The sequence below is a fragment of the Leucobacter chromiireducens subsp. solipictus genome (assembly GCF_016758195.1).
Classification (GTDB): Bacteria; Actinomycetota; Actinomycetes; order Actinomycetales; family Microbacteriaceae; genus Leucobacter; species Leucobacter solipictus.
Genome location: NZ_QYAC01000002.1, coordinates 111,047 through 136,149, shown reverse-complemented (window position 1 = coordinate 136,149; position 25,103 = coordinate 111,047). Strand labels below are relative to the sequence as shown.

Below are 25,103 nucleotides of genomic sequence, written 5' to 3'. Positions count from 1 at the left end.
TGCAACACCCGACTCGCTGAAATGGATCCTGTAGCTGCGCTCCGGCAGCCCGAAATCGAAAGCAGGATCCCCATGTCCGTTTACCCCCGTACCTCTACAGCGCCGCGCAGGACCCTCGCGCTCGCGGCCACCGGTGCCGCGCTGCTCTGGGGCCTCCTCGGGTGCGCTTCCGGTGCCGGCACCGGCTCAGCCGACGCAGCCGACGCACCACAGCCCGCGGGCGATGCGGCGATGACCGACGACGAATACATGGGGAAGCTCATGGCGTGGGAGCGCAAACTCGCGCAGTGCTTCCGGGACAAGGGCATCGATGTGACCGATCCCACGCCCGAGGGCGGCTGGGCGGACGTGACCCCCGAAATGCAGGCCCTGTCCCCGGAGTGCGAGAAGGAGATCGGCGCCGCCCCGGTCCGCGCGCTCAGCGCGGAGGAGAAAGCGGAGGGCGCGCGGCAGCAGCTCGAATACGACACGAAGGTCGTCGAGTGCCTGCGCGCGCTCGGCCACGAGATGCCGGATCCGCGCGCCGGGGAGGTCGCGCCCGCGCCGCCCGCGGGCGTCACTGACGCGGAACTCACGGAGTGCAACGCGGCGGCGGTCGCGGGCTGATGAAGGCGACCACTCCCCTCTCCCCGGACTCGGAGCACCCCGACGAACGACCGCTGGACCCCGAGCGATCTCCCGACGCCGTACCCCGCCGTCGGCGTGTGCGCACCGCGATCATCGTGGCGACGATCACGCTCGTCGCGGCCGGCAGCGTGTTCGCCGTCCAGGCGCTCAGACCGGCCCCGGAACCCGCGGCAGCCCCCGCGCCCCCGGCCGCGGAGGCCACGGTGACGGCCGGGAACCTCACCGCGGAAACCACCGTGCGCGGCAAGCTCCGTTACGCCCACTCTCACACCCTGGCCGCCACCCGTGGCGGGACCATCACCGAGCTTCCCGCCCCCGAAGCGACACTGCAGGCCGGGTCCACCGCGTATCGCATCGACACCATCCCCACCGTGGTGATGGCCGGGACAATGCCCGCCTGGCGCGACTTCGCGCAGGGAATGACGCCCGGCCCCGACGTGCGCCAGCTTGAAGAGAACCTGCGGAGTTTCGGGTACCTTGACGCCGAACCGAGCGAGGACTTCACCTGGCACACCCGCTGGGCGATCCGCAGTTGGCAACGCGATCTCGGCCTCCCCGCGGAGGACACCCTCAGCAAGGACCTCGTGCTCTTCGCCGCGGCCCCGCTTCGCGTGAGCGCTCTCGACCGTCAGCTCGGGGACCGCGTCGACGCCGGGACCACGCTCTTCCGCGCGACCGGAACCGTCAAGGAGATCAGCGCGAGCGTGAAGCCCGAGGACGCGGAACTCGCTGCCGTGGGTGCCGCCGTCACCGTGGACCTTCCGGGCGGCACGAGCGCCCCGGGCACGGTGACCGGCGTCGCCGCCGCCGAGGAGGCCCCGAACCCCGCGAACGCAGCCGCGGGTACCGAAGCGAGCACCGACGCGACGGGGGCAGCGCCCGGTGAGCTCCGGATCCCCGTGGTCATCACACTCGACGACGCTGCGGCGACGGCGGGCCTCGCACTCGTGTCGGTCACGGTGCGGCTGGGCTCGGTCGTGCGCGAAGACGTCCTCACCGTACCGGTGGACGCGCTCGTGCCCGTCGATGCCGAGCGGTTCGCCGTCGAGCTCGCGGGGAACCGCACCGGCGGCGCGAACACGCCACGCCTGATCCCCGTCACCGTGGGCGCGTTCGCCTCGGGGCTCGTGGAAATCTCGGGCGACGGGATCCGCGAGGGCCTCACCGTGACGGTGCCGCAGCGATGACCGCGATCGTGCAGCTCAGCGACGTCACCCGGAGCTACGGTTCGCCGCCGGTCACCGCGCTCGCGGGGGTCTCACTGACCATTGCCCCGGGTGAGTTTGTGGCCATCGAGGGTGCGAGCGGCTCCGGAAAGTCGACCCTGCTCAACATCATGGGCACGCTCGACCGGCCGAGCTCCGGCAGCGTGTCCATCGCGGGGATCGACACCACCGCGCTCTCCGACCGCGCGCTGTCCGGACTCCGGTCCCGCACGATCGGATTCGTGTTCCAACAGTTCCACCTTCGCGAGGGGGCCACGGCGCGTGAGAACGTCGCGGACGGGCTCCTCTACACCGGCACCCCGCGCGCGAAGCGTCGGGCCCGGGCCGAAGCCGCGCTCCGCCGGGTGGGACTCGGGCACCGCATTGATCATCGGCCCCACCAGCTCTCGGGCGGTGAGCGGCAGCGGGTCGCGATCGCACGCGCCGTCATCGACCAGCCGCCCCTGCTCCTCGCGGATGAGCCCACCGGAAACCTCGATTCGCGCTCCAGCGGCAGCATCGTGGACCTCCTGCACGAGCTGCACGCGGGCGGCACGAGCGTCGTGGTGATCACGCACGACACGGCACTCGCCGCGCAGCTCCCCCGGCAGGTGCGGATCAGCGACGGCGCGGTCGTCGCCGATTCTGCCGCGGAGGTGACCGTATGACGCCCAGGAACCGCGCCGCGGCCCGCACAGCACCGCGAGACGCACGCACGATCGGCCGATCCCAGCTTCGGCCCGGCGACCTCCTCGGCCTCGGCACCGTGGGCCTGCGCGCGAAGCCGCTGCGTGCCGCGCTCTCAGCGCTCGGCATCGCGATCGGCGTCGCCGCGATGGTCGCGGTGCTCGGCATTTCTGCGTCGAGCCAAGCCAAGCTCGACGCGAAACTCGCTGAGCTCGGCACCAACCTCCTCACGGCCGCTCCCGCGGAGGGGGCGAGCGGACGCGGCCCCGTGCCGCTGCCACAGAACGCCGCGGAGCGGGTCGCGCGGCTCCCGGGCGTGCTTGCCGCCACGGCGGTGGGCACGCTCCCTGACGTGGCGGTCTACCGCAACCAGTTCGTGGATCCGCAGCGCACCGGTGGGATCACCGTGCGCGCGGTCGATACCGAGCTCCTCACCGTGATCGGGGGCGCGCTCGTCGCGGGCTCCTGGCTCGACGAGACGCGTGCGGCATTCCCCACCGTGGTCCTCGGCTACGACACCGCGTCCCTACTCGGGGTCACCGAGCCGGGCACCGATGTGTGGCTCGGTGATGCGTCGGCGCGCGTGATCGGGATCATGGAACCCGCACCGCTCGCCCCCTCCCTCGACGCCTCCGCCCTGATCGGCGCGCGCGTCGCGCAGGATCAATTCGGGTGGGACGGGCACCCGAGCCAGGTCCTGCAGCGTGTGGCTGAGGACCGCGTCCGTGAGATTCGGTCCGTCGCCCCCGCGGCGATCAGGCCGGACGCCCCCCAGGACGTCGCGATGTCTCGCCCCTCCGACGCGCTCGCGGCGCAGGCCGCCGTGGATGAGGTGTTCACGAGCATGCTGCTCGGGCTCGGGTCGATCTCGCTCCTCGTCGGTGCCATCGGGGTGGCGAACACCATGGTGATCTCGGTCATCGAGCGGCGGCGTGAGATCGGCCTGCGGCGAGCGCTCGGTGCCACGCGGGGTCACGTGCAGCTCCAGTTCCTCACCGAGGCGCTCGTCCTCTCGGCGCTCGGGGGTGTGACCGGCGCGGCGCTCGGGGCCGGCGTCACGATGGTGGTCGCGCTCGGCAACGCGTGGGTCCCCGTGGTTCCGGCGCCGGTGATCGCGGTGGCGGCTTTGGCGACCCTCGCGGTGGGCGCTCTTGCGGGGTTGTACCCCGCGGTGAGGGCCGCACGGACTCCCCCGACCGCGGCGCTCAGCGGTTAGCGCGGCGCCGCGGCGCGCGGGGTCGGGTGCCCGGCACCGGCGAGCGCCCCATCGCGCCACTCGCGCAGGCTGACCGCGTCCTTGCCGCCGCGCTTCGCGTCATACATCGCCGCGTCCGCCGCACTCAACAGCGCCGCCGCCGCGGGGGCCGGCTCCCCCACCTCCGGGTCCCACCACAGGACGCCGACGCTGCAAGAGAGGCGCGCGTGGCCGCCGGCGATGGGGAGCGGCGCGCGCACCGCCGAACGCACGCGGTCGGCCAGCGCCCAGGCGGCGTCCCGGGTCAGCTCCGCAGCGGCGATCACGAACTCGTCACCGCCGAGCCGGCTGACGGTGTCCTCCGCGCGGCAACTCTCTCGCAGCTTGCCGGCTACGGCCCGGAGGACCTCGTCGCCGGCGCCGTGGCCGACACCGTCGTTGATCGCTTTGAAGCCGTCGAGGTCAATGAACAGCACGGCGCAGGGCGTCCCCGTGCGCGAGGAGTGGGCGAGCGCCTGCGCGAGGCGCTCGGCAAACAGCGCCCGGTTCGGGAGCCCCGTGAGCGCGTCGTGCAGTGCGCGGTGCCGAATTTGTTCCTGGAGGTGCAGGTGTTCCAGGACCCGCTCCGCCTGCACACAGAGTGCGCGCAGCGTGTCCAGCTCGTGTGCGTCGAGCGCCCGGGGCCGCCGAAACCCGCAGATCACATCGCCGAGGACGGCGGTACCCCGTGCGGGGTCGCACATGATCGGGCTCGTCACGAGGGCTTCGGTTTCCGGTCCGGCAAGCCTGGCGGCGAGCGTCGCCGAGGCGACGTTCAGTTCCTCCGGGCTGCGGTACACGCTCGGAATGCGCGCGGTCGTGAGTACCTCGGGATCACCGAAACCGGGCGGAAGCTCGCCCCAGCTGCGCAGCATCGTACCCTCACCGGTGAGGGCGGGCACGCTGATCCGCACGGCCGTCCACGCGGCATTCGTCGCCCGGGCCGCGGCGGTCACGAGCGCGGTGCCCAGGTCGTCAATCCCGCGTGCCACGGCGAGCGCGCTCGTCGCGTCCTGGAGCAGCGCCAGCCGTTCGGCTGCCTGATCGGCCCGGCGACGCGCATCCACGAGTTCCCGTTCGAACGCGATCCGGTCGCTCGCATCGGTCGCCACGATGTAGATGGTCCGCTGCCCGTCCTCCTGCGTGTGCACCTCGGCGTTGCAGCGCACCGGCCGCGGTTCCCCGGCACGATCCCGCACATCGAGCACCGCGTCCCACACCTGCCCCGCGGCGAACAGCCGTGGCAGGATATGCGTTTCGTAGAGGAGCCGCGCGCTCGGGGTCAGCCACTCCACGAGGTTGCGTCCCCGGAGATCCGGGAATGGTTCGGGGTAGTGCAGCCAGGCGGGGAGCCCCGCATTGTGCGCGAGGATCGTACCGTTGGTATCCACCGCGATGAGTGCGGCCGGGCTGCGGTCGGCGAGCTCGCCGACCGCGAGCCCCGGGGCCGCGCTCGGCAGCGGCTCGATGTCCGCTGACATCAGGCGGCCCGGATCTCGTCCACGATGAGTTCGGGGTCGGTGAGGTGCACAAAGTGCCCCGCCGAACGAAGTTCTACGAGCTCCGCCTGCGGGATCCGGTCCCGCAGGTAGGCACCGATGTGCGGCGGGCAGATGATGTCCCCGCTGGACTGGAGAATGACGCAGGGGGTCGGGATCTCTGCCAGCCGGCTCCGGACATCGCTGAGAAACACCACACGCGCGAAGTGCGTGGCGACTCGCTGCGGGGTGGTCGCGAAGAGCTCGCGCACCCGGTCGGTGACCTCGGGCAGGTCCTCCCGCGCGGTCACGGCCGGGGCGAGCGACGCGGCCCAGCTCGGCTGGTTCGCCTCGATCGCGTCCAGCAGGCCGAGGACGTCCTCCCTGCTGAAGCCACCCGCGTAGTCGGTGTCGTTCACGTAGCGCGGCGACGGGCAGACCATCACGATGCGCGAGAACAGTTCGGGCCTCCGGATCGCCGCCAGCGCTCCGATCATGCCGCTCGCCGAGTGCGCCACCAGGACGGCGCCGCGGGCGTCCACGGCGTCGAGCACCTCGATCAGATCCGTCGCGTAGCCCTCGTAGGAGTCATACCGTTGTTCGTCGTACGCCGTGAGGTCGGAGTCTCCGGACCCGACGTAGTCGAACAGCACCACCCGATGATCCGCCGTGAACCGCTCCGCGATGGTGGCCCAGGTCGTTTGGTTCGTGCCGTATCCGTGCGCGAACACCATCACGGGCGCGTCCGCGGGGCCGCGGACCGTGACGGCGTTGCGCCGAAGAACATCTGCGGGAGCGAGTCGAGGCGTCTCGGCTCGCGTCGTGTGCTCGGCCATTACGATCCCCTCGTCAGAATGGTCTCTCTATTCTCGTGAGTATGCCACGGGGGCCGGAGTCACGGAAACCAGCTCTCGGTCGTCCTCGGATTGCGCCGCAGATCCTGCTGCCCTCCGGGATGTTCCCCACCGATTCCGCACCCACGCGATCGCCTGATCCCAGCTGCGGTCACGGATGAAGATCATGTCGCCGAGGATCATCATCAGCGAGAACCACGGGAGGGCGAGCAAGATGCCGATCGACGCGTGCATGCCCGTGACGAGCACCAGCCCGACCACGCGGGTCCACCGCGTCAGCAGCAGCAGCGGGAAGAGCAGCTGACCGTAGACGCTCAGCCAGGAGGCCACGTACACGGCGGGGGTCAGCTGCCAGGCCAGGTGATTCAGTGCGGGGAACAGGGTGAGTTCCTCGAGCTGCAGCGGGTAGTAGGCCGCCACGCCTGACACCCACGTTGAACCCTGCAGTTTCCAGAGCGCGCTCGTGATGTAGATCACGCACAGCTGATACCCGATGAGGATCACCGCGACGTTATTCGCCAGAACTGGCACCCACCGCGGAAGCTGCCACTTCCCCCATCCGAGTGCCGGATCCTCCGCCCCCTGCCGGGCGCGACGCCGGGCGTCGAGCGACCACCGTCGGGACGTGTCGGCAAGCAGCAGGAACAGCAGGAAGATTCGGAAGGTCTGGTAGTGCCCGGTGTTCAGGATCACCGGGTTGGTGACGGCGAAGCCCAGCCACAGCACCACGAACAGCGGCGACACGATTCGCATGCGCCAGCCGAGTGCGTACACGACCGCGACCGCCATGAGCACCAGGATCTTGGCAAGCAGCAGGCCGTCCGGATCCTCGCGGGAGAACAACGCCGGAAGCGGCCAGAGATAATCGTTCGCCGCCGAGTTCCGAAACAGCGCTTCGCCCCATCGGGACCCTGCGCCGAACGAGTAGGAGAAGTTTGGAAGATACATCGCGAGGATGATCACCGTCATCGTCCCGAAGCCGATGCGCATGAGGGCGAGCCCGGAGCTGGCGCGGCGTGCGTCGAGCAGCCAGTGCAGCAGTCGGTCCCAGAGCCGGACCGGCAGCGTTGCGTTCGCGGTCATCAGTTCTCCTCGGTGGTCTGAGCGGTGGCTTCGAGGTCTTCAGGCTGCACACCCGCGTGTTCAGCCCAACTGCGGAAGGTCCGTGAGAACGCCTCGCGATCCTGCGCCGGCCACTCCATGGCCGGCACCCACCCGAGGTCCGTATACCGGGAAGGGGGCCGCTCCGCGTCGGGGTCCTTCCGGTCCACCCACCGCACGACGGGGTCATAGACGGCGCGCACCTGGACCCCGGCGATCTCGCCCTGGTCGCCCCACATTGCATATGCGACCTGCGTTCCGTACGAGGTCGCATAGTTGCTCGCCCGGATGAACTCGCTGACCTTTGCCGGTTCCGAGTCGTCCGCGGCGACCATGGCGTCCTGCACACCATAGAGCGCTTCACCGTCCAGGTGGTTCTCGCCCACCACACGCTTGTGCGTGTCGTTGAGCGCCGAGTAGGCCGCCATCAGCCGTTCCGCGCCAACGATGGACAGCTGCTTGCGGAGCGTCTTTCGATAGGTCTCGGAGAGCTCGATGTGGGTCGCGTTCACCCATTCGGTCCGCGTCTTCTCTCCGCTCTCGTCCTCCACCCAGGCCCGCACCCAGAGCTGACGGTCGGTGTCCGCCGGATCCGGGGCGAAGATCTTGTAGTCCTGCACCAGGTAGGGACGCACGTAGCGGTCGGCGGCGGCCCCGGGAAGGACGCCGTACTTGAGGTCCGCATCAGGGGTGTTCACCACCGCGGTGAAGAACATATGCACCACGAGAAGGAGCAGCGCGGCACCGGACACAATCTGGGCGGCCAGAGGAAAACTGCGTCTCTGCTCACGCCTGGGTCGCGCCAGCGGCTCCGATTCAGCCTGGTGATCCGCCATTGATCGTCCCCCTACCAGTAACGGTTGTTGATGCTCAGCATAGAGATCGGTGGCTTCCGTTGCACCCTCCAACGGAAACCACCGATCTCATTTACCGCGATTCTCGATTACTCGAGGTCATGCGTGACCCCGTGCCGCCGACGTGCGGCGAGCAACAGCCCGCTGCCCGCGATCAGCGTGAGGACGGTGAGGACCGGCAACAGGCCCGGGTCGAAGCCGGTGACCGCGAGGCCACCCTTCGCCCCGGTCGCCCCCGGTGCAGGCCGCACGGGAACCGGCGTAGCCGCTCCGCTGACCGTCACACTCGCCTCAGCAGTGCGGCCGCTCTCGAGCCCGCGGGCCGAGAAATGCGCTGCGCCGAGGGCCTGATCAGCAGGCACCTTCCAGGTGGCCACGAAGGCACCGTCCGCGTCTGCGGAGACGGTCATCGTGCCACCGGTCGGGAGCGTGATCACCACGTCCTCGCCAGGCAGGAACCCGCTTCCGTGCAGTGTCACCGTGCCACCCTGCGAGACCGTGCTCGGGCTCGCCGTCAGCGTGGCCGACTTTCCTCCCGGCGGGTTCCCACCGGGATCGGTGCCCGGATCGGTCCCAGGATCGGTGCCGGGATCAGCACCCGGATCCGTACCGGGGTCCGTGCCCGGATCGGTGCCCGGGTCGGTGCCCGGATCCGTGCCCGGATCGGCACCCGGGTCGGTGCCCGGATCCGTGCCAGGATCGGCACCCGGATCCGTGTCCGGATCTACACCCGGATCAGTACCGGGGTCGGTACCGGGATCAGCACCCGGATCGGTGCCCGGGTCAGCACCCGGATCCGTACCGGGATCGGTGCCCGGATCCGTACCCGGATCGGTGCCGGGATCAGCACCCGGATCCGTACCCGGATCCGTACCGGGGTCAGCACCCGGGTCCGTACCGGGATCAGCACCCGGGTCCGTGTCTGGTTCGGTACCGGGGTCGGTGCCCGGATCAGTACCCGGGTCCGCACCGGGATCAGTGCCCGGATCGGTGCCCGGATCCGTACCGGGATCAGTGCCGGGGTCCGTACCCGGATCCGTGCCGGGATCCGTGCCGGGGTCAGCACCCGGATCCGTACCAGGATCGGTACCGGGGTCCGCACCCGGATCCGTACCCGGATCCGTGCCGGGGTCCGCACCCGGATCAGTACCCGGATCCGTGCCGGGGTCCGTGCCCGGATCAGTGCCCGGATCGGTACCGGGGTCCGCACCGGGGTCCGCACCCGGGTCCGTACCGGGATCCGTACCGGGGTCCGTGCCCGGATCCGCACCGGGATCCGTGCCGGGGTCCGCACCCGGATCAGTACCGGGATCCGTACCGGGGTCCGTGCCCGGATCCGTACCAGGATCCGTGCCGGGGTCCGCACCCGGATCAGTACCGGGATCCGTGCCCGGGTCTACACCCGGATCCGTGCCGGGATCAGTACCCGGCTCGACACCCGTATCTGTGCTGGGTTCCGTACCCGGGTCAGTACCCGGATCCGTACCCGGGTCAGTACCCGGATCCGTGCCGGGGTCAGTACCCGGCTCGACACCCGTATCTGTGCTGGGTTCCGTACCCGGGTCCGTGCCCGGGTCTACACCCGGATCCGTGCCGGGATCGGTGCCCGGGTCAGTGCCGGGATCAGTGCCCGGATCCGTTCCCGGGTCAGTGCCAGGATCGGTACCGGGGTCAGCACCAGGATCGGTGCCCGGATCAGTACCGGGGTCCGTACCAGGGTCAGCACCCGGATCCGTACCAGGGTCAGTACCCGGATCCGTGCCCGGATCCGTGCCCGGATCCGTGCCGGGGTCAGCACCGGGATCAGCACCCGGATCCGTGCCGGGGTCAGCACCAGGATCGGTGCCCGGATCAGTACCGGGGTCCGTGCCCGGATCCGTACCAGGGTCAGCACCCGGATCCGTACCAGGGTCCGCACCAGGATCCGTACCGGGGTCCGCACCAGGATCGGTACCGGGATCAGCACCCGGATCCGTACCGGGGTCAGCACCGGGGTCCGTGCCGGGATCAGCACCCGGATCCGTACCGGGGTCAGCACCCGGATCCGTGCCGGGGTCCGCACCAGGATCGGTGCCGGGATCAGCACCCGGATCCGTACCGGGGTCCGTGCCCGGATCCGTACCGGGGTCCGCACCAGGATCGGCACCCGGATCAGTACCGGGGTCCGCGCCTGGATCAGTGCCGGGGTCTACCGCCGGATCCGTACCAGGATCGGTGCCCGGATCAGTACCGGGATCAGCACCCGGATCCGTGCCCGGGTCTACCGCCGGATCCGTACCCGGGTCGGTGCCGGGGTCTTCATCGGCCGACTGAACCGTGGCGGAACCCAGCTGCAGTGCAACCGCTCCGTTGGTTCCCACGTTCGGGAGCACACTGATGTTCAGCGCACGCACGGTGAAACTGTTCGGTCCGAGATCACCATTCTCGGGCTGTTGGTTGATCGTGATTTCCGCGATCCCGCGCAGTACCGGCCCGACGCCATCGGTCAGCAGTCCGGAAACGACCGGAGAGATCCAGTTCATGAGGGTGGGCTGCAGGTTCCCCAACAGCGTGACCACCGTGGAATCGAGCGCGTTTCCGATCGGCTGTACGATGCCCAGCAGCAAGTTCGTGATCGGCTGCAGCACGGTACCTACGGGGATGCCTACGACGTTGATCTTGCTGGTATCGATCACGGGTGCAGGTGCGCCATCGACACCGATAAACCCGCCGATCGTGCCAGAGATGGTTACCGGTGCCTTCACAAGCGGGATCAGCGCTGAAAGGCTAATATCCGTCTCGACGCTGATGTCCACAGCAACGTCGTAGATCCCGTCGGTGATGACGCCGACGACCTTGGAAATCAGTGAGTTTTCACCCGCACCGGTCACCGCGTCGGTGACCCCGTCGAGGATCGCGTTGACGGTATCCCCGTGCAGCACCTCGGTGTTGGCGGGCAGCGAACTCAGCCCGGCTGCACCGGTCCGGTCCACCACGAGCTCGCCCAGGTCGACGCTGATGGTACCGGTACTGAGATCGACCAGCACGCTTCCATCAGTGTTCGAGAGGGGCTCGGCGAGCAGCGTGGTTCGCACCTCATCGAGGAGCGGCTGCGTCGAGATCGAAGCGGAATTAAGCTCCGCATCGACAAACGGGAGCGCCCCGATGCCGTTGACGAGGTTCGTGAGCACAGTTTCGATGGCTCCGCCCGGCCCCAGGAGGCTTTGCAGCGGCGTGAGCACATTCTGGAGTTGCGCGTCCACTCCCGTGACGAGGTTCCCCACCACCGGGCTGTGCAGGTCGACCGTCAGGTCGCTCAGCATGTAGGCGCTGGTGGTCGACCCCTCGGTGCCCACGGCTTGGGCGCCGAGTGCACCGATTTCGATCGCGGCTTCGTCGAGCAGCGTATCGACGAGGGCGGGGTCGATGATCTGGGTGAGGAGGGCGTTCGCGTCCAGCCGCGCGGTACCGAACTGCCCACTATTCGCCGCGTCGATGTTGAGCGAGCCGTCAGAGTTGATGAGTCCGCTTGAGGCGGTGCTCGATGTCGCGCTCGGCGACGCGCTGAAGCTCGAGATTGCGCCCAGATTTCCCAGCCGCAAGAGCCCCGGGTCCGCGTCGCTCGGCTTGATCAACGGCAGGTTGACCGTGCCCAGTTGCAGGCTCCCCAGACCGTTGAGCACGGTCAGGTTGAGGGGGTCGGCTGCCGGTGCGGCGTTCCCCGGAAACTCTGACTGGGTGGTGGCGGCACCGACGACGTCAAGTCCCAGCCCCTCTGCCCAAAGCCAGTGCCCATGCGCCGCGGAGTCCGCGGTCACGGTAGATGAATCGGCGAACGCCGCCGGCGCCGCGACCAGCCCAGGAAGAGCGATCACGGCGGCAGCTGTGCCGAGCGCAATCCCCCTGAGGCGGTCGCGGCGACGGGGTGTCGCCCGGTTGTGGTGTCTCAAGGTCCCCTCACCTTCACTTCGTACGAGCTACGGGTCGGCGCGCCATGCAAGCAGAAATGGTGAATCGACAGCGCTGCCTGTGCGCGAGCCTAGAGTTGTTGACTTCACAGCGTCCAGGCATCTCCGAAGGCCTGAATTTTGGGGACAAACTACTGAGAATCATCGCCACGACTACTGAGATCATCGGCGTGTTTCCGTGCTCACCCTGTCCCGAAACCGAGTCCGCAAGTATGATCCGAACAGGGGGCTGGCCCAGTGAGGGGCATCGGTCCGTACAGCTCGTCGAAAGGAACGGCGATGGGGAGAGCTGGCGGGTACGTGCACGCTGCAACGAGCACGGAAATCATTGCGTTGTGCCAATCGGGGCGAAGCGTGGTCGTCACCGGTGGCAACGGATCCGGGAAATCGATGGTCCTGCGGGAGGTCGCCGCCGCGTTCCGTGCTCGCGGCACCACCGTTTCCGAACTGCACAGCACCGCACGGGCCGCGCATGAGCGCGTCGCGAAGATCGGCGCCGATTCGGTGCTCGTCATCGACGATTTCGAGCAGGCGAGCCCCGAGCTCGTCCGTGCCGCGCTCTTGCGGACCGCCGCGGGCGCGCCCACCGTGCTCGCCACGCTCGCGGGATCCCAGCGCACGCGCCCCCTCCACCAGCTCACCAGCACCGACACCGCACCAGACTCGCTCTGCGCGGAGTGGAACGCGTGTGTGACCGTTCGCGTGGAACCCCTTTCCACGGGTCGGCTTGAACGGTTCATCCATGAGCAGAGCCCCCACCTCGTCGATGCGGACATGGTGCACTGCGTCGTCCAGCTCGCGGAAGGCCGCCCCGCGTGGGCGTTGGACCTGCTCCGGCTCGCGGAACTCGGCCTCCTTGCGAGCATCCCCCGGCCCAACATTATTGAGGCGCCACTCCCCGAGGACGAGTTCCCCGCGCTGCGCTCCCTCACCGACGCTCTCGGAGACCTGTCGCCCGAGGCCGCCGGCGCGGCGATCGGACTCGCCGGCCTCCCGCCGTTCGATCTGCCGGGGGCCCGCGATCTCGTCGATGCCGCACACATCTCCGAACTCGCCGAGCATGGGGCCCTGTTTCGTGTCGCCAGCAGCGAATCGTTCTATGTCCCAGCGTTTGTCGCCGCAGCGCTCCGTGTGAGGACCTCCCCCGAAACCATCACACGCTGGCAACTGACTGTTGCGGAGCACGCCGTCCAGCAGGAGGCACTGGGCCTGCCCCTCACCGAGGCCGAGACGCTCCTGGGTGCCCGCTTCCTCCCCACTGATCGGACGCTGCAGGACGATACGGAGCTCCATGCTGCCCGGGTCCGAATCGTGCACCGCGCGGCCAAGGAGCTCAACGACTTCTTTGATCCGGCGCAGACACGCACCCTCGTGCTCCGCGCAGGCAAGCTCGCCGCCCCGTTGCGGGGTTTCGACCGAATCCGTGCGGTGTACGCGCTTGCCGGAGCGGAGGCCGCGCTTGGCGAACTCGAAACGCTACGCCACGCGGATACGCTCGAGGACCCATATGTCACCGAGTGGTACGCCGCACTGCTGGCTGCCGAAGCTGGAACCGCGCTCCCGGAGCGGGATCTTGCCGGGAGCCGGGCCGCGGTGGCAGCCGCAGATCTCGCCGACGCCGCGCTCGTCTTCCGCCTCTGGAACACGCTCGAATTCACCGAGTTGACGAGCCCGGAGTTTCTTCGGGTGCGCCGCGAGCACCCCGTTCCCGAGGTGCGTTTCCTCGCGACGGCGTTGAGTGATCTTCACGCCGTCTGGGAGGGACGTTTGCCCTCAGGATCATGGCTCGCGACCGGCGCTACCATTCCGACGCCCTACAACCGATCGAGTGAGTTCGCGCGGACCGTCTCCGGGACGCTCCTCCTCGCCCACGCCTTGATCGCGTTCCTGGCCGGCGAACAGTCGCTCCGGGCCCAAGAGTTTCGCGCCGCAGCACGCCGGATCCCGCCGGGTGACGCGCATGCACGGTGGATGCGCCACCTCCTCGCCACCGGTGAGGCCGTGATATGCGGAAACATGCGCCGCGGCACGATGGAGTGGGAACGACTGCTCCGGACGATCCCGCGGATGATCCCCCGGCGGCTCCGCACGGTGGCTGAGCTGATGGGATTCGCGGTCGGAGCACCGGTCCCCGGCGCACTGAGCGAGGACCCGCCGCCGCAGCTCCTCCAGCGGGTGCATCGCTACTTCTCCGGCGCACACGACGCCCTCGGCAGCGGGGGACGAGCCGAGATTGCCCCGCACCTGAGACTTCCCATGGTCCGCATCGCGAGCGATCACCTCAACGCGACGTCAGCACAGAACCCGAACGAACTGTTGCGCGTCGCCGCGCGGCTGCACAAGGTTCAGCTGTGGGCCCCGGCAGCCTACGCCATCACCTCAGCTCGCACCATTTTTCTCGGGCGACGCGCGGTCCGCAACGTGCGTATCTGCGACGATTGGCTCGCGGACATCGACGCGCAGCTTCGCGCCCAGGTCCCGTGGTATCGCTCCGGTGATCTCCCCACGGTGACTCGGGTGCACCTCACACCGCGTGAACAAGCCACGGCGTTGTTGGCCGCGGAGGGGCTCACCAACGCCGAGATCGCGCAGGATCTCTCGTGCAGTATCCGCACCGTGGAGTCTCACGTCGCCCAGGCCAAAGCGAAGCTCGGGGCAGCGAGCCGAACCGACCTCCGCGATCACCTCGAGACCCTTCGGGCAAGCAGCCCGACTCGAACCGCACGCAGACTCGGCCATCCCGACGACGCTCAGCCTGGGCACCGGGGCGGCCACCTCCCGGCGCAACTCTCCCTCACCCACGGGGAACGCCCGCCGAGCCGGCCCTAGGATAGGGAAGAATGAGCACTCCCGCGAATGCCGCCGTCATTGGCGCGGGGCCAAACGGTCTGGCCGCCGCGGTCACTTTGGCGCGAGCAGGGATTCCCGTCACCGTTTTTGAGGCCGCAGAGTCGATCGGCGGCGGCACCCGCACGATGGAACTCGTCAGCCCAGGGATCCTCCACGATGTCTGCTCGGCGATCCACCCGATGGCGCTGGGCACAGAGTTCTTCCGCCAGTTCGAGATTGACCGCCGCGTCGAGTTTGTCGTTCCCGAGGCCTCGTACGCGAACCCGCTCGACGGCGCTCACGGCGACCGGGCCCCCGTCGCGTACCGTGACCTGGATCGCACACGTCGCGAGCTCGGCCGGGACGGGGCCGCCTACGCCCGCGTGTACCGTCCGGTGCTCGAACGACTCGAGGGGGTCATCGACTTCGCGCTGGGCGGCGGGCTCCTCCGGTGGCCACGAGAGCTCCCGGCGGCGCTCACGATGGCGCTGCGCACGGCGGAACAGGGGACGCCGCTCTGGGGGGCACGCTTCCGCGAGGCGGCCGCACCCGCGTTGCTCTCCGGCGTCGCGGCGCACAGCATCGGCCGCATGCCGAACCTGGCGACCGCCGGCGTCGGCATCGTACTCGGCGCGCTCGGCCACGCGACCGGCTGGCCCGTCCCGGTGGGGGGCTCCCGGTCGATCGCCGATGCGCTGCGCGCGGATCTCCTCGCGCACGGGGGTCGGATCGAACTCAGCCACGAGGTGCGGGACCTCGGAGAACTCGACGAGTTCGACATCACCATGTTCGACACCTCCGTCCGCGGGCTCCTCAGTATCGCCGGGGAACGGCTTCCTGCGGGATATCGGCGGGCCCTCACCCGCTTCCGCTTCGGCGACGCGGCGACGAAGGTCGACTTCGTCCTGGACGGCCCGATCCCCTGGCGCGATCCGCGGGTGCACGCGGCCCCCACGGTGCACCTGGGCGGCACCCGCGAGCAGGCCGCCGCCGCGGAGCGCGAGGTCGCCCGCGGGAAGCATCCCGAGCAACCGTTTGTGCTGCTCGCGCAGCCCAACGACTTCGATCCCGGCCGGAATCCGGCCGGGACGAATGCCGTGTGGAGCTACACGCACGTGCCGCACGGCTCGGACGTCGACATGGTGCCCGCGGTGATCGCCCAGATCGAGCGCTTCGCGCCCGGCTTCCGGGACCGGATCGTGGCCGTGCACCAGACGAGCGCCGCCGATCTCGCCCGCTACAACGCGAACTACGTGGGCGGGGACTTCAGCGCGGGGGCGATCACGCTGCGGCAGCTCCTTGCCCGCCCCGTGCTCTCCCCCGAGCCGTGGCGCACCCCGCTCCCCGGGGTGTACCTCTGTTCCTCGGCCACGCCACCCGGCCCCGGAGTGCATGGCCTCTCCGGCTGGTACGCGGCGCGCACCGCGCTGCGGCGCGAGTTCGGCCTCGGGGCGCCCGATCTCGGGGTCGGATCGGAATAGCTCGCCCCGGAGCCACGCGAGACGCGCTCCGGGTCCGCGCTTCCCGAACTCAGATCGCGAGGGCCAGATCGTCGAGCTCGGTGACGGTGCCGCCCTCGGCGAGGACAGCCTCGTAGGCGATGAGGCGCTGCGCGTCGATCTCCGTGTTGGTGGTGCCGCGCTTCCAATACCCAAAGACCGCGACATCCTCCTTCGGAAGCCCCGCCTCGGTGCGGAAGAACGAGCGCACCTGGCGCATCTCGTCGCGCTCCCCCGCGCCCCACACCACAACGGCGCTCGGATCCGCGATCGTCGCGAGCTGCGCCTCGAACCCGGTGCCCGGGGTCAGCCGAGCGATGGGCAGGCCCGGGTGCTGCGGCAATTCAGCAAACGCGACCTCGTCGTCGGTCGCCACCCACCCGCGGCCGGTGAGCCCCGGATCTGCCTGGGCAAGGATCGCGATCAGCGCGGGGAGGGAGGTGGCATCGGCAAACAGCACCGCTTCGCGCCCTCGCGTCTCCGGGATCGCAAAGTGCGGCCGCGGCCCGCCAAACTCGACGGTGTCCCCGACCGCCAGGGAATCCAACCACTGCATCATCGGGCTCGCGGCGCCGTGCCGCACCACGTCGACGTCGATCGAACCCGACGCAGGATCAGCGGAACGCACCGTATAGACCCGGGAGGTGGAACCGAATCGCTCGGCGAGATAGAAGCGGATCGCCACGTTCGGGCGCTCCCACAACGGCTCCTCGGAGAGCCGCGGGACGGCCAGTGTGACGCGGACAAGCAGCGGGCTGATCTCTCGGATGGCGCGCACCGTCGCGGTATCGAGCTGCAGACCACGGTTGTGATCCGCCGAGCTGATGGCGGCCGAGCGGTGCATGGGGGTGTTCTCAGTCATGGGGTCTCCTCGGGTCAGGCGGGCTGGTGCGCCGCGCTGGGGTCGAACGGGTGTGGGATCGGGAAATCAGATGCGGCGCTGCGACGCGTCCCGGCGCGACGGTCGCGCGGGATGATCAGGGGGCAGCCGGTCTCGGGATCCGGCAGCACGCGCGCATCGAGCGCGAACACCTCACTGAGCAGCGGTGCCGTGATCACCTCCTCCGGCGTGCCCTGGGCGACGATCGCCCCGTCGCGCATGGCGACAATGTGGGTGGCATACCGCGCGGCCAGGTTGAGGTCGTGCAGCACGGCGACGAGGGTGCGCCCGCCCGCATGGAGGGAGGCGCACAGATCGAGCACGTCGATCTGGTGCGCAATATCAAGGTAGGTTGTCGGTTCGTCCAGCAGCAGGATCGGCGTCTCCTGGGCGAGGGTCATCGCGATCCATGCCCGCTGTCGTTGCCCCCCGCTGAGTTCTTCGACGAGGCGGTCCGCGTGCTCGGTCATCCCGACCTCGGCCAGCGCCGCGTCGACGGCGCGCTCGTCGGTGATGCTCCACTGCCGCAGAAGGCTCTGGTGCGGGTTGCGTCCCCGGGCCACGAGGTCTGCGACGGTCACCGCGGCCGGTGCCGTGGCCGCCTGGGCGAGGATCCCGATCCGGCGCGCGATCGCTTTGGGGCGCAGCCCCGCAAGGTCGTCGCCGTCGAGCCGGACGCTCCCGGAGCGCGGCCGCAGCAGCCGGGCGAGGGACCGCAGCAGCGTGGATTTACCGCAGCCGTTGGGCCCGATGATGACGGTGAAGCCTCCCGTGGGAACTTCGAGGGTCAGATCGGCGAGGATCGGTCGGTCGCCGTAGCGGACCGCGATCTGCTCAGCGCTCAGCACGCCGGGAGTCACGGAACGCGCGGTGTGCGCGGATGCGGGGGTGTCAGAGGTCACAGCAGTCCATTCAGATACGACGGGCAAGGAGCCAGAGCAGGTAGCACCCGCCGAGCACGCTGGTCACGAGCCCGACCGGAGTTCGCACACCCACGTCCAGGTGCTGGGCGAGCAGGTCCGCGGCCGTGAGCAGGACCGCGCCCACGACGGCGGAGAGCCCCACGAGGATGCCGGGTACCGGCGCGAGGCGACGGGCGATCTGCCCGGCGGCGAACGCGATGAACGCGATCGGCCCGGCGGCCGCGGTCGCCGCGGCCGCGATGGCGACGGCCACGACCATGATGAGGAAGCGCACGCGCTCAACGCGGACGCCCACCCCCTGCGCGCTTTCGTCCCCCATCTCCATGAGCGACAGTGGCCGCGCCAGCACCGCCAACACCGGGATGGTCACGGCCGCAACCCCGAGCAGGAGCAGCACGTGCGTCCAGCCGCGGCCGGTGAGCGATCCGGCACTCCACAACTGTGCGAGCATCGCATCGTCCAGATTGGCGCGGGCGATCAGCAGCGAGGCGAGGGCCGACATGATCGCCCCGACTCCGATCCCGACCAGCACGAGCCGCATACCGCCGCTCACGCCATCGCGCCGCGCCAGCCAGTACACGGCGAGGGCGGTCACGATGCCGCCGATCACGGCCGACGCGGCCGTGGCGAGCATCCCACCACCGAGCACGACGATCTGGAACACGGCCGCGGTGGCCGCGCCCGCGGTGAATCCGATGATGTCGGGGGAACCGAGCGGGTTCCGGGAGAGCGACTGAAACACCGCTCCGCTCACCCCGAGCAATCCGCCGACCAACGCCGCGGTGAGGGCTCGCGGCAGACGCCGGCCGAGCACGGAACGGGTTGCCGACGGGCTGGCCTCCCCCGTCACCACCGCCGCGAGACCGCCGAAGCTCGGATCTCGCGCACCGATCATGAGGGACGCGACAATGAGCGCGACCAGGAGCAGCGCGCCGATCGCGCCCACGCCCAGCGTGCGCGGAGACACGCGGATCGAATACGGGCCCACGCGCAGCACCGCGCACGCACGCCCCGACCGAACCACACGCACGAACCGCGCCGCGTCCCGGGACACCCCGGCCGCCCCGGTCACAGCGCCGCCACCCGGCGGGAGCGCACGAGGGCGACAAACAGCGGGGCACCACACAGCGCGGCTGCGACGCCGGTCTGCAGCTCGGCGGGCGCGACGAGCGCTCGTCCGAGCGTGTCCGCGACCACCAGCATGGTCGCCCCGAGCATGAGCGCGGCGGGCAACAGCCGGCGATGCTCGTTCCCGGTGACGCGCCGGGCGATGTGCGCGGCCCCGAGGCCAATGAATCCGATCGGGCCCGCCGCCGCGGTCGCCGTTCCGGCGAGCAGCACGACGGCGAGCGCGGCACCGAGACGCGCCCCGGCCACCCGCGTGCCGAGCCCGGTGGCGACCGCGTCTCCCAACGCGATCGCGTCGAGCGGGGCCGCGAGGAGGAGCCCCAGGAGCAGCCCCACCGCAAGGAACGGCAGCACCGCCAGGATCACGTCAAATCCTCGCCCCTGCAGCGAGCCGATCGACCAGAATCGAAAGGAATTGAACGCGGTTTCGTGACTCAGGAGCACCATCTGCGAGACCGCGCCGATCACAATGGATACGGCCGTGCCCGCGAGTGCGATGCGCACCGGCGCGGCGGCCCCGCCACGCGCGGTGCCGAGGAGGTACACGAGCACCGCGGCGGCGGCGGCACCCGCAAAGGCGAACCAGATCGTGTGCCCGACGTGATGCACACCGAAGTAGGCGATCGCGATCACCACGAACAGGGCGGCCCCGGCGTTCACGCCGAGAATGCCCGGGTCCGCGAGCGGGTTGCGGGTCACCGACTGCATGATGGTCCCGGCGAGGCCGAGGGCCGCCCCCACGATGATCCCGAGCACGATCCGCGGCAGGCGCGACTGCACCACGACCAGGTGCGCATCGTTGGTGGGGTCATACGCGGTCAGTGCCGCGACCACCGTGGCCGGATCGATGCGCAGCGACCCCAGCCCGAGGCCGAGCACGGCGGTGACGAGGAGCACCGCTCCGGATCCCCCGAGCAGCACGGCGGTACGCCGCGCTGGTGCGGCGATCGGCCGGACCGGGCCGGCATCGGACGCGCGCGTGACGGGCGCGTCCGATGCCGGTGCAGGAGCGGAGCGGAGCACTCGGGACTACTTTCCGAAGGCGTCGACGAGCAGGTCGACAGTCTGCTTCGCGCTGTAGTAGTCCAGCCGGAAGGACTGCGTGCCGAGCGTGTATACCCGGTCCCCCGCGACGGCCGGCTGGTTCGCGAGCAGCGGGTCCGCCGTGAACTCAGCGACGGGATCGCCGCCGTTCATCGCCACCGTGAAGATCGTCTGGGCACCGGCGAGCCCGGACGCCGCGTTTTCGCTGGTGAGGATATCGACGCCCCGCCCGCCCTGGCCATCGGCCCGGAACTCCTCGGCCACCGGCGCGTACGTGAAGCCGAGCGAGCTCAGCAGTTCCGCCTGCGGGCTGTCGTCCGTGAACGCCCACGAACCCTCGGGGCCCATGTAGACGAGCGCGGTGGTGGGCTGTTCGGGCACCGTGATCTTGCTCGCCTGAGCGGCCACCCACTCGTCATACTCGGCGATGCGCTCGGTGGCTTCCTGCTCGAGGCCCGTGATCTCGCCGAGCTCGGTCGTGAGTTCCTGCCACGTGATGCTGCTGTAGTCCAGCAGCACCGTGGGGGCGATCTCGGAGAGCTGCTCGTAGGCGTCGCTGGTGGCGTCACCGCCGTTCGCGGAGCCGATGATGAGGTCCGGTTCGAACGCATCGATCGCGTCGAGATCGATCGTCAGGTTCTCGTACGCGACCGCCACGTCGCGCTCGGCGGCGACCTCCGCCCACTGCGTGAAGAATCCCTGGTCATCGGTCATGGGGGTGATGATCGCCGCGGCGGTCGCGGTGACCGGCGCATCGATGGCGAGGAGGCTGCCCGTGATCGAGGGCGACGTCGATACGATGCGCAGCGGCTCCGCCGGGATCTCCGTCTCTCCGAGCTCGTGCTCGACGGTCCGAGGGAAGCCAGCACCCGCGGTCGCGGGATCGCCCGCGCCAGACTCAGCGGGTGCGGAGGCGGCACCGCTGCACCCGGTGAGCAGTGCTGCCGCGGCAGTCAGGGCGAGCAGGGGAATGAGTCGTTTGGCCATGCGGCCACCTCCGGGCAGTGTCGGTCGAGATGCGTGGGCGGCGCACCACGCGGTACTCTTGAAGTTAGTAGACCCTTACCTACATATGTTGATTGTGAGCGACACCGTGTTACCAGGCCCCTCGTCACCGGAGGCCCCCGTGCGTCTCGCCGAAGCATCGCTCTACTCCACGCTGCGGGGGACCGCGAGCATACGCGTCGCGGACACCACGCATCGGCTCGACAGCGGCGAGGGCCTCTGGATCCCCGCGGGGAACACGGTCGACATCACCCTCACCCCCGGCACCATCCTGCTCCCCACGCCCGCCCTGGCCGGCGGGCCATCCGGGCCCACTCGCGTGCGGGTGCGACCCGAACAGATCCCCGGCCTCCTGCACGAGTTCTCATGCGCCCTCGGGCACATCGCGGGCGCACAGGCGGCCGCCATCGAGGTGCGCACCGTCGGCGCACAGCGACTCTCGGCACCGCCCGCCCCACGCTCCGACGACCTCCAGGACCTCGCGGAGCTCCTCATCGACGACCCGGATCTGAACGTCGCGGGCGCCGTCGATGCCGCGGTCGCGGGCTGGAGCGTGCGCACCGTACAGCGCCGCTTCGTGGCCGAAACCGGCCTCACCCTCAGCGCCTGGGTGCGCCAGGCTCGCATCAGCGCGGCGGCGGAACTCATTGCCCGCGGGCGCAGCATCGAGTGGGTCGCCCACCGGGTCGGGTACCGCAGCGTGGTCGGCTTCACCCGCAGCTTTGCGGAGGTCGCCGGGCTCACCCCGGGGCAGTGGCGCCGCACCGCGCCCACGCCCGCGGACGGCCCCGCGGAGCTGCGCGTCCCCGAATCTTGGGAGCGCCGCCCGCACCGGACCTGGTCGCGCGTGAACGGCGCGCACATCGCGGTGTGGGCGGCGGCGGGCCCCGCACACATCACCGCGGGAACCCGCGCCCTCACCCTGCAGCCGGGCGAGGCCGTGATCCTCCCCGCGGGTCTCCCGAACGATGTCCGGATCCCGCCGGGGTCGTTGCTGGTGCCGCTCGGGTTCAGATCAGGCGAGACCGGCGCGATCGGTGCCCCGCTCCAGCCGGCGCAGCTCGGCAGCTGGGGCAGCCCGGACGCGCTCCACACCGTCGAGTCCATGCTCGCGGCTTACACCCGCATCGGCACCCACCGCGTGGATCCGGCGCGGGGCTTCGATGCGGTCCTCCGCGGCTCACGCCGCACGCCGGTGCACCGCGGCGACGTGCTCATGGCCGCCCTCGCAAGCCTCGTTTCTCGCGAATCGAGCATCACCGAGGCCAACGCGGCCGCCCAGCTGGGCGTCTCCGACCGGGAGCTTCGGCGCGTGGTCCACGAGCACACGGGCGAACCCGTCGCGGCGTGGTTCCGGCGCTCCCGCATGACGCGCGCCCGGAACCGGCTCGGTGCCGGGGAGTCACCGTCCGAGATTTCGCGCACCCTCGGATACGCGCACCTCCCGGCCTTCTCGCGCGCGTTCCGCGCGGTCCACGGTGCCGGGCCGAGCGCCGTCGGCGTCACCGACCTCCGGTCCGCGCACGCCGCCTGGGGCCGTGCGGCGGCCCGCCCGGCCGCGAGCGCCGCATAGCCTGGCCGCTAGTCCTCCCCCTCGAACTCCCGCGCACGCCACCGCACCGAGGTCACCTCGGGCACCGGGACCACATCCGCGATCGCCGCCTCAAAGGCCGCATCGCTGCGTTCCAACGCGGTGAGGCGCGCGGTCAGCTCCACCTCGCTCGTCGCGAGGTCGTTCGCCTCCAGTGAGTGCACCGTGAACTCGGGGCGCTGCAGCGCGGCGACAACGCGGGAGCGAACCGTCACCTCGGCCTCGGCGAGAGAGCGCACCACAAACACGTACTCCGTCATCGCCGGCTCGCGGGTAGCCCGGGAACCACGCCGGTCGAGGAGTCGCCCCAGGGGACGCAACAGCAGGTTCGACAGCACTACGGCGGCGGTGCCGCCCACCGCCACCGGGATCATGCCGCCGCCCGCCAGCGCACCGACCGCAGCCGAGGCCCAGAGCGTTGCGGCGGTGTTCAGGCCGGACACCGATACCCCCTGACGCATAATGACCCCAGCGCCGAGGAAGCCGATCCCGGACACCACCTGGGCGGCCACGCGGGTGGGGTCCGCGCCCGGACCCTCGAAACTGAACGCCCCCATAATCACGAAGAGCGCGGCCCCGAGGCTCACGAGCGCGTTGGTGCGCAGGCCCGCGGTGCGAGATCGGATTTGCCGCTCGAAGCCGATCGCGGCGCCGAGCGCGAGGCCGGAGAAAATACGCAGAGCAAGGTCGAGTGTCTCCATGGGGAGTCTCATTTCATTCAGGGGCAGGGCAGCGGAATCCGCGGCCGCGTGGGGCGTGTCGCCCGGCCCGGTCCAGTCGCGATGGCGTGGGGCGTTGATTCATCGCGTGCAGCGAGGGAACCCTCGCGCTCCCGCGAGGTGGGGCCGCCCAGACCGAAAGGGTCAACGCAGTGACTGCGGAATGGAGGAGGCGGCGGCACCGCGCGGGCGCTCAGATCGACTTTGGCCGTCACTCACGGTGCACCTCCTCAGCTTCGGCAGCGCTCACCACCACGAGCAGGCCGGAACGGGGCGTTCCTGCGTCACACCTCCACGTCAGAGCTTTGGCACTGTGCGACGTATCCTCGAGGGAATCCGCTTGGGGCCGACCCTTAATCCGGGAAGACCTGTCCTCAGCCTGGGCGTCTCTCGACGTCGTGGGATGAGCGGACTGTGTTCGCGCAGGAGCCTCGCCGAACGAAGCGCTACGCAGGGAACTCTAGGCCCGTTCGCTCGGCGGCGCAAGCGCGCCACCCGTCGGATCGGCGCCCCTGGGGCAGGCGCGTCACACTGCGAGCAGAAACGCTACGCACACCTTTCACCCAGACGGCCCGTGAGCTCCGGGGGAAGTCACGCGCAGAAAACCCGATACAGTCGGAACACTATCCAGCTATCGCACGAAGGAAGGAATCGTGGGACGCCCACAGAACCCCGCCCGACGCGGAGAGCTCATCGATCAGATCCTCGCGCTGACGGAGCGGTTGCCCCTCGCCAAGCTCACGTTCCGCACCGTCGCCACGGCCCTGGAGGTCACGCCGTACACCCTGGTGTATCACTTCGGCACGCGGCAGGGTCTCATCGATGCGGTGCTCCAGCAGGCCGTCCGCACCAAAACCCGGCTGATCGGCGGGGTGGAATTCGCGCACCTGTCGCGTTCCGAGATGACCGAAACGCTCCGGGCGGTGTGCCTGTCGGCCGTCGCCGCGAACGGAGCGGCCGCGATCCGGTTTCAGTTCGAGGGCGCGGCGCTCGAGGGGGTCGACCCCGATGTCGATCCACACGTCAGCACCATGTACCTCGCGTGGAAGTCCGAGTTTCGCACCTGGCTCATGAATCAGGGCGTGGCCGCGGAACGGTCGCGAGTGCTCGCCCGGGTGATGGCAGATTTCTTGGTCGGAATTCAGTACGGCCACATGGTCTCCGAAGACGGACCGGAGGCCATGGACGCATTTGACGTGTTCTTCGCTGGGTTCACCCAGCTCGCCTTCACCGACGCGGCACCCAGCCTCGCTGCGGACGCCTAGAAAAGGCGGAGAGCCGCCCCCTCAGTGGGGGTGGGGAGGGACGACCCTCCGCAACGTGCGTCCAGCACGGGAGTATTTCAGGGGGTTGAGGCCCATCCAGCCCGGTCGCGAGGAACAATCTACCGCCTCCACCGCGGATTTAGCAAACAGTCGTTATGTATTCCGGGCGAACCGAGTGCAGCCCCCTCCCAGACACAGCAAAAACCCCCGGCCAGCGCGAGCTGATCGGGGGT

Annotated in this window: 19 protein-coding genes and 1 riboswitch; of the genes, 8 read left to right on the top strand and 11 right to left on the bottom strand. The window is 69.9% G+C overall.

Annotation, left to right across the window (positions count from 1 at the left end; genetic code table 11):
- Nucleotides 1-72: 72 nt before the first annotated feature.
- From D3230_RS04190 to D3230_RS04175, 4 genes are read left to right on the top strand one after another with little or no spacing between them, the layout of a single operon-like run.
- Nucleotides 73-606: a hypothetical protein gene (locus tag D3230_RS04190; RefSeq protein ID WP_202343775.1), complete on the top strand. Its 534-nt coding sequence runs from the start codon at nucleotides 73-75 to the stop codon at nucleotides 604-606.
- On the top strand, nucleotides 606-1,814 hold the full coding sequence (locus tag D3230_RS04185; RefSeq protein WP_202343774.1) for a peptidoglycan-binding protein: 1,209 nt from the start codon (nucleotides 606-608) through the stop codon (nucleotides 1,812-1,814). Before D3230_RS04190 ends, D3230_RS04185 begins: the two co-directional genes overlap by 1 nt.
- Complete coding sequence (locus D3230_RS04180) at nucleotides 1,811-2,500, top strand: ABC transporter ATP-binding protein (RefSeq protein ID WP_202343773.1); 690 nt, start codon at nucleotides 1,811-1,813, stop codon at nucleotides 2,498-2,500. The genes D3230_RS04185 and D3230_RS04180 overlap by 4 nt, the downstream gene beginning before the upstream one ends.
- Nucleotides 2,497-3,735 (top strand): ABC transporter permease, encoded by a 1,239-nt coding sequence (locus D3230_RS04175; protein WP_202343772.1) that lies wholly within the window; start codon nucleotides 2,497-2,499, stop codon nucleotides 3,733-3,735. Before D3230_RS04180 ends, D3230_RS04175 begins: the two co-directional genes overlap by 4 nt.
- Here the strand turns inward: D3230_RS04175 and D3230_RS04170 are convergent.
- The 5 genes from D3230_RS04170 to D3230_RS04150 form a co-directional block, all read right to left on the bottom strand.
- Complete coding sequence (locus D3230_RS04170; protein ID WP_202343771.1) at nucleotides 3,732-5,234, bottom strand: sensor domain-containing diguanylate cyclase; 1,503 nt, start codon at nucleotides 5,232-5,234, stop codon at nucleotides 3,732-3,734. The genes D3230_RS04175 and D3230_RS04170 overlap by 4 nt on opposite strands.
- The gene (locus D3230_RS04165; protein ID WP_202343770.1) at nucleotides 5,234-6,067 is read right to left on the bottom strand and encodes an alpha/beta fold hydrolase; all 834 of its coding nucleotides are present in this window, start codon (nucleotides 6,065-6,067) and stop codon (nucleotides 5,234-5,236) included. Before D3230_RS04165 ends, D3230_RS04170 begins: the two co-directional genes overlap by 1 nt.
- Nucleotides 6,068-6,094: 27 nt before the next feature.
- Nucleotides 6,095-7,168, bottom strand: coding sequence for an HTTM domain-containing protein (locus D3230_RS04160; protein ID WP_202343769.1), 1,074 nt, complete (start codon nucleotides 7,166-7,168; stop codon nucleotides 6,095-6,097).
- Complete coding sequence (locus tag D3230_RS04155) at nucleotides 7,168-8,022, bottom strand: DUF5819 family protein (protein ID WP_202343768.1); 855 nt, start codon at nucleotides 8,020-8,022, stop codon at nucleotides 7,168-7,170. The genes D3230_RS04160 and D3230_RS04155 overlap by 1 nt, the downstream gene beginning before the upstream one ends.
- A gap of 107 nt (nucleotides 8,023-8,129) precedes the next feature.
- Nucleotides 8,130-11,894 carry a choice-of-anchor G family protein gene (locus D3230_RS04150; protein ID WP_202343767.1) on the bottom strand — a complete coding sequence of 1,255 codons (3,765 nt, stop codon included), beginning with the start codon at nucleotides 11,892-11,894 and terminating at the stop codon, nucleotides 8,130-8,132.
- A 447-nt stretch (nucleotides 11,895-12,341) separates the two neighbouring features.
- On the opposite strand from D3230_RS04150, the gene D3230_RS04145 reads away from it, so the two are divergent.
- Nucleotides 12,342-14,816, top strand: a complete 2,475-nt coding sequence (locus tag D3230_RS04145) for a LuxR C-terminal-related transcriptional regulator (protein WP_337249082.1) — start codon at nucleotides 12,342-12,344, stop codon at nucleotides 14,814-14,816.
- 11 nt (nucleotides 14,817-14,827) lie between these two features.
- Complete coding sequence (locus tag D3230_RS04140; protein WP_202343765.1) at nucleotides 14,828-16,297, top strand: phytoene desaturase family protein; 1,470 nt, start codon at nucleotides 14,828-14,830, stop codon at nucleotides 16,295-16,297.
- A gap of 49 nt (nucleotides 16,298-16,346) precedes the next feature.
- On the opposite strand, the gene D3230_RS04135 is transcribed toward D3230_RS04140, so the two are convergent.
- From D3230_RS04135 to fepB, 5 genes are all read right to left on the bottom strand, one after another.
- Nucleotides 16,347-17,177 carry a siderophore-interacting protein gene (locus D3230_RS04135; RefSeq protein ID WP_202343764.1) on the bottom strand — a complete coding sequence of 277 codons (831 nt, stop codon included), beginning with the start codon at nucleotides 17,175-17,177 and terminating at the stop codon, nucleotides 16,347-16,349.
- A 14-nt stretch (nucleotides 17,178-17,191) separates the two neighbouring features.
- Complete coding sequence (locus D3230_RS04130; RefSeq protein WP_337249081.1) at nucleotides 17,192-18,097, bottom strand: ABC transporter ATP-binding protein; 906 nt, start codon at nucleotides 18,095-18,097, stop codon at nucleotides 17,192-17,194.
- A gap of 10 nt (nucleotides 18,098-18,107) precedes the next feature.
- The gene (locus D3230_RS04125) at nucleotides 18,108-19,085 is read right to left on the bottom strand and encodes a FecCD family ABC transporter permease (RefSeq protein ID WP_337249080.1); all 978 of its coding nucleotides are present in this window, start codon (nucleotides 19,083-19,085) and stop codon (nucleotides 18,108-18,110) included.
- Between the two features lie 101 nt (nucleotides 19,086-19,186).
- The gene (locus tag D3230_RS04120) at nucleotides 19,187-20,269 is read right to left on the bottom strand and encodes a FecCD family ABC transporter permease (RefSeq protein WP_337249079.1); all 1,083 of its coding nucleotides are present in this window, start codon (nucleotides 20,267-20,269) and stop codon (nucleotides 19,187-19,189) included.
- A gap of 6 nt (nucleotides 20,270-20,275) precedes the next feature.
- Nucleotides 20,276-21,277, bottom strand: a complete 1,002-nt coding sequence (gene fepB / locus D3230_RS04115; RefSeq protein ID WP_202343763.1) for a Fe2+-enterobactin ABC transporter substrate-binding protein — start codon at nucleotides 21,275-21,277, stop codon at nucleotides 20,276-20,278.
- A 94-nt stretch (nucleotides 21,278-21,371) separates the two neighbouring features.
- Between fepB and D3230_RS04110 the strand changes: the two genes are divergently transcribed.
- On the top strand, nucleotides 21,372-22,868 hold the full coding sequence (locus D3230_RS04110; protein WP_202343762.1) for a helix-turn-helix domain-containing protein: 1,497 nt from the start codon (nucleotides 21,372-21,374) through the stop codon (nucleotides 22,866-22,868).
- A gap of 8 nt (nucleotides 22,869-22,876) precedes the next feature.
- Here D3230_RS04110 and D3230_RS04105 read toward each other — a convergent pair whose 3' ends face one another.
- Nucleotides 22,877-23,587 carry an MgtC/SapB family protein gene (locus tag D3230_RS04105; protein ID WP_202343761.1) on the bottom strand — a complete coding sequence of 237 codons (711 nt, stop codon included), beginning with the start codon at nucleotides 23,585-23,587 and terminating at the stop codon, nucleotides 22,877-22,879.
- A 301-nt stretch (nucleotides 23,588-23,888) separates the two neighbouring features.
- Nucleotides 23,889-24,055: riboswitch (M-box (ykoK) riboswitch) on the bottom strand.
- Between the two features lie 203 nt (nucleotides 24,056-24,258).
- On the opposite strand from D3230_RS04105, the gene D3230_RS04100 reads away from it, so the two are divergent.
- Nucleotides 24,259-24,870, top strand: coding sequence for a TetR/AcrR family transcriptional regulator (locus D3230_RS04100; RefSeq protein WP_202343760.1), 612 nt, complete (start codon nucleotides 24,259-24,261; stop codon nucleotides 24,868-24,870).
- Nucleotides 24,871-25,103 lie beyond the last annotated feature (233 nt).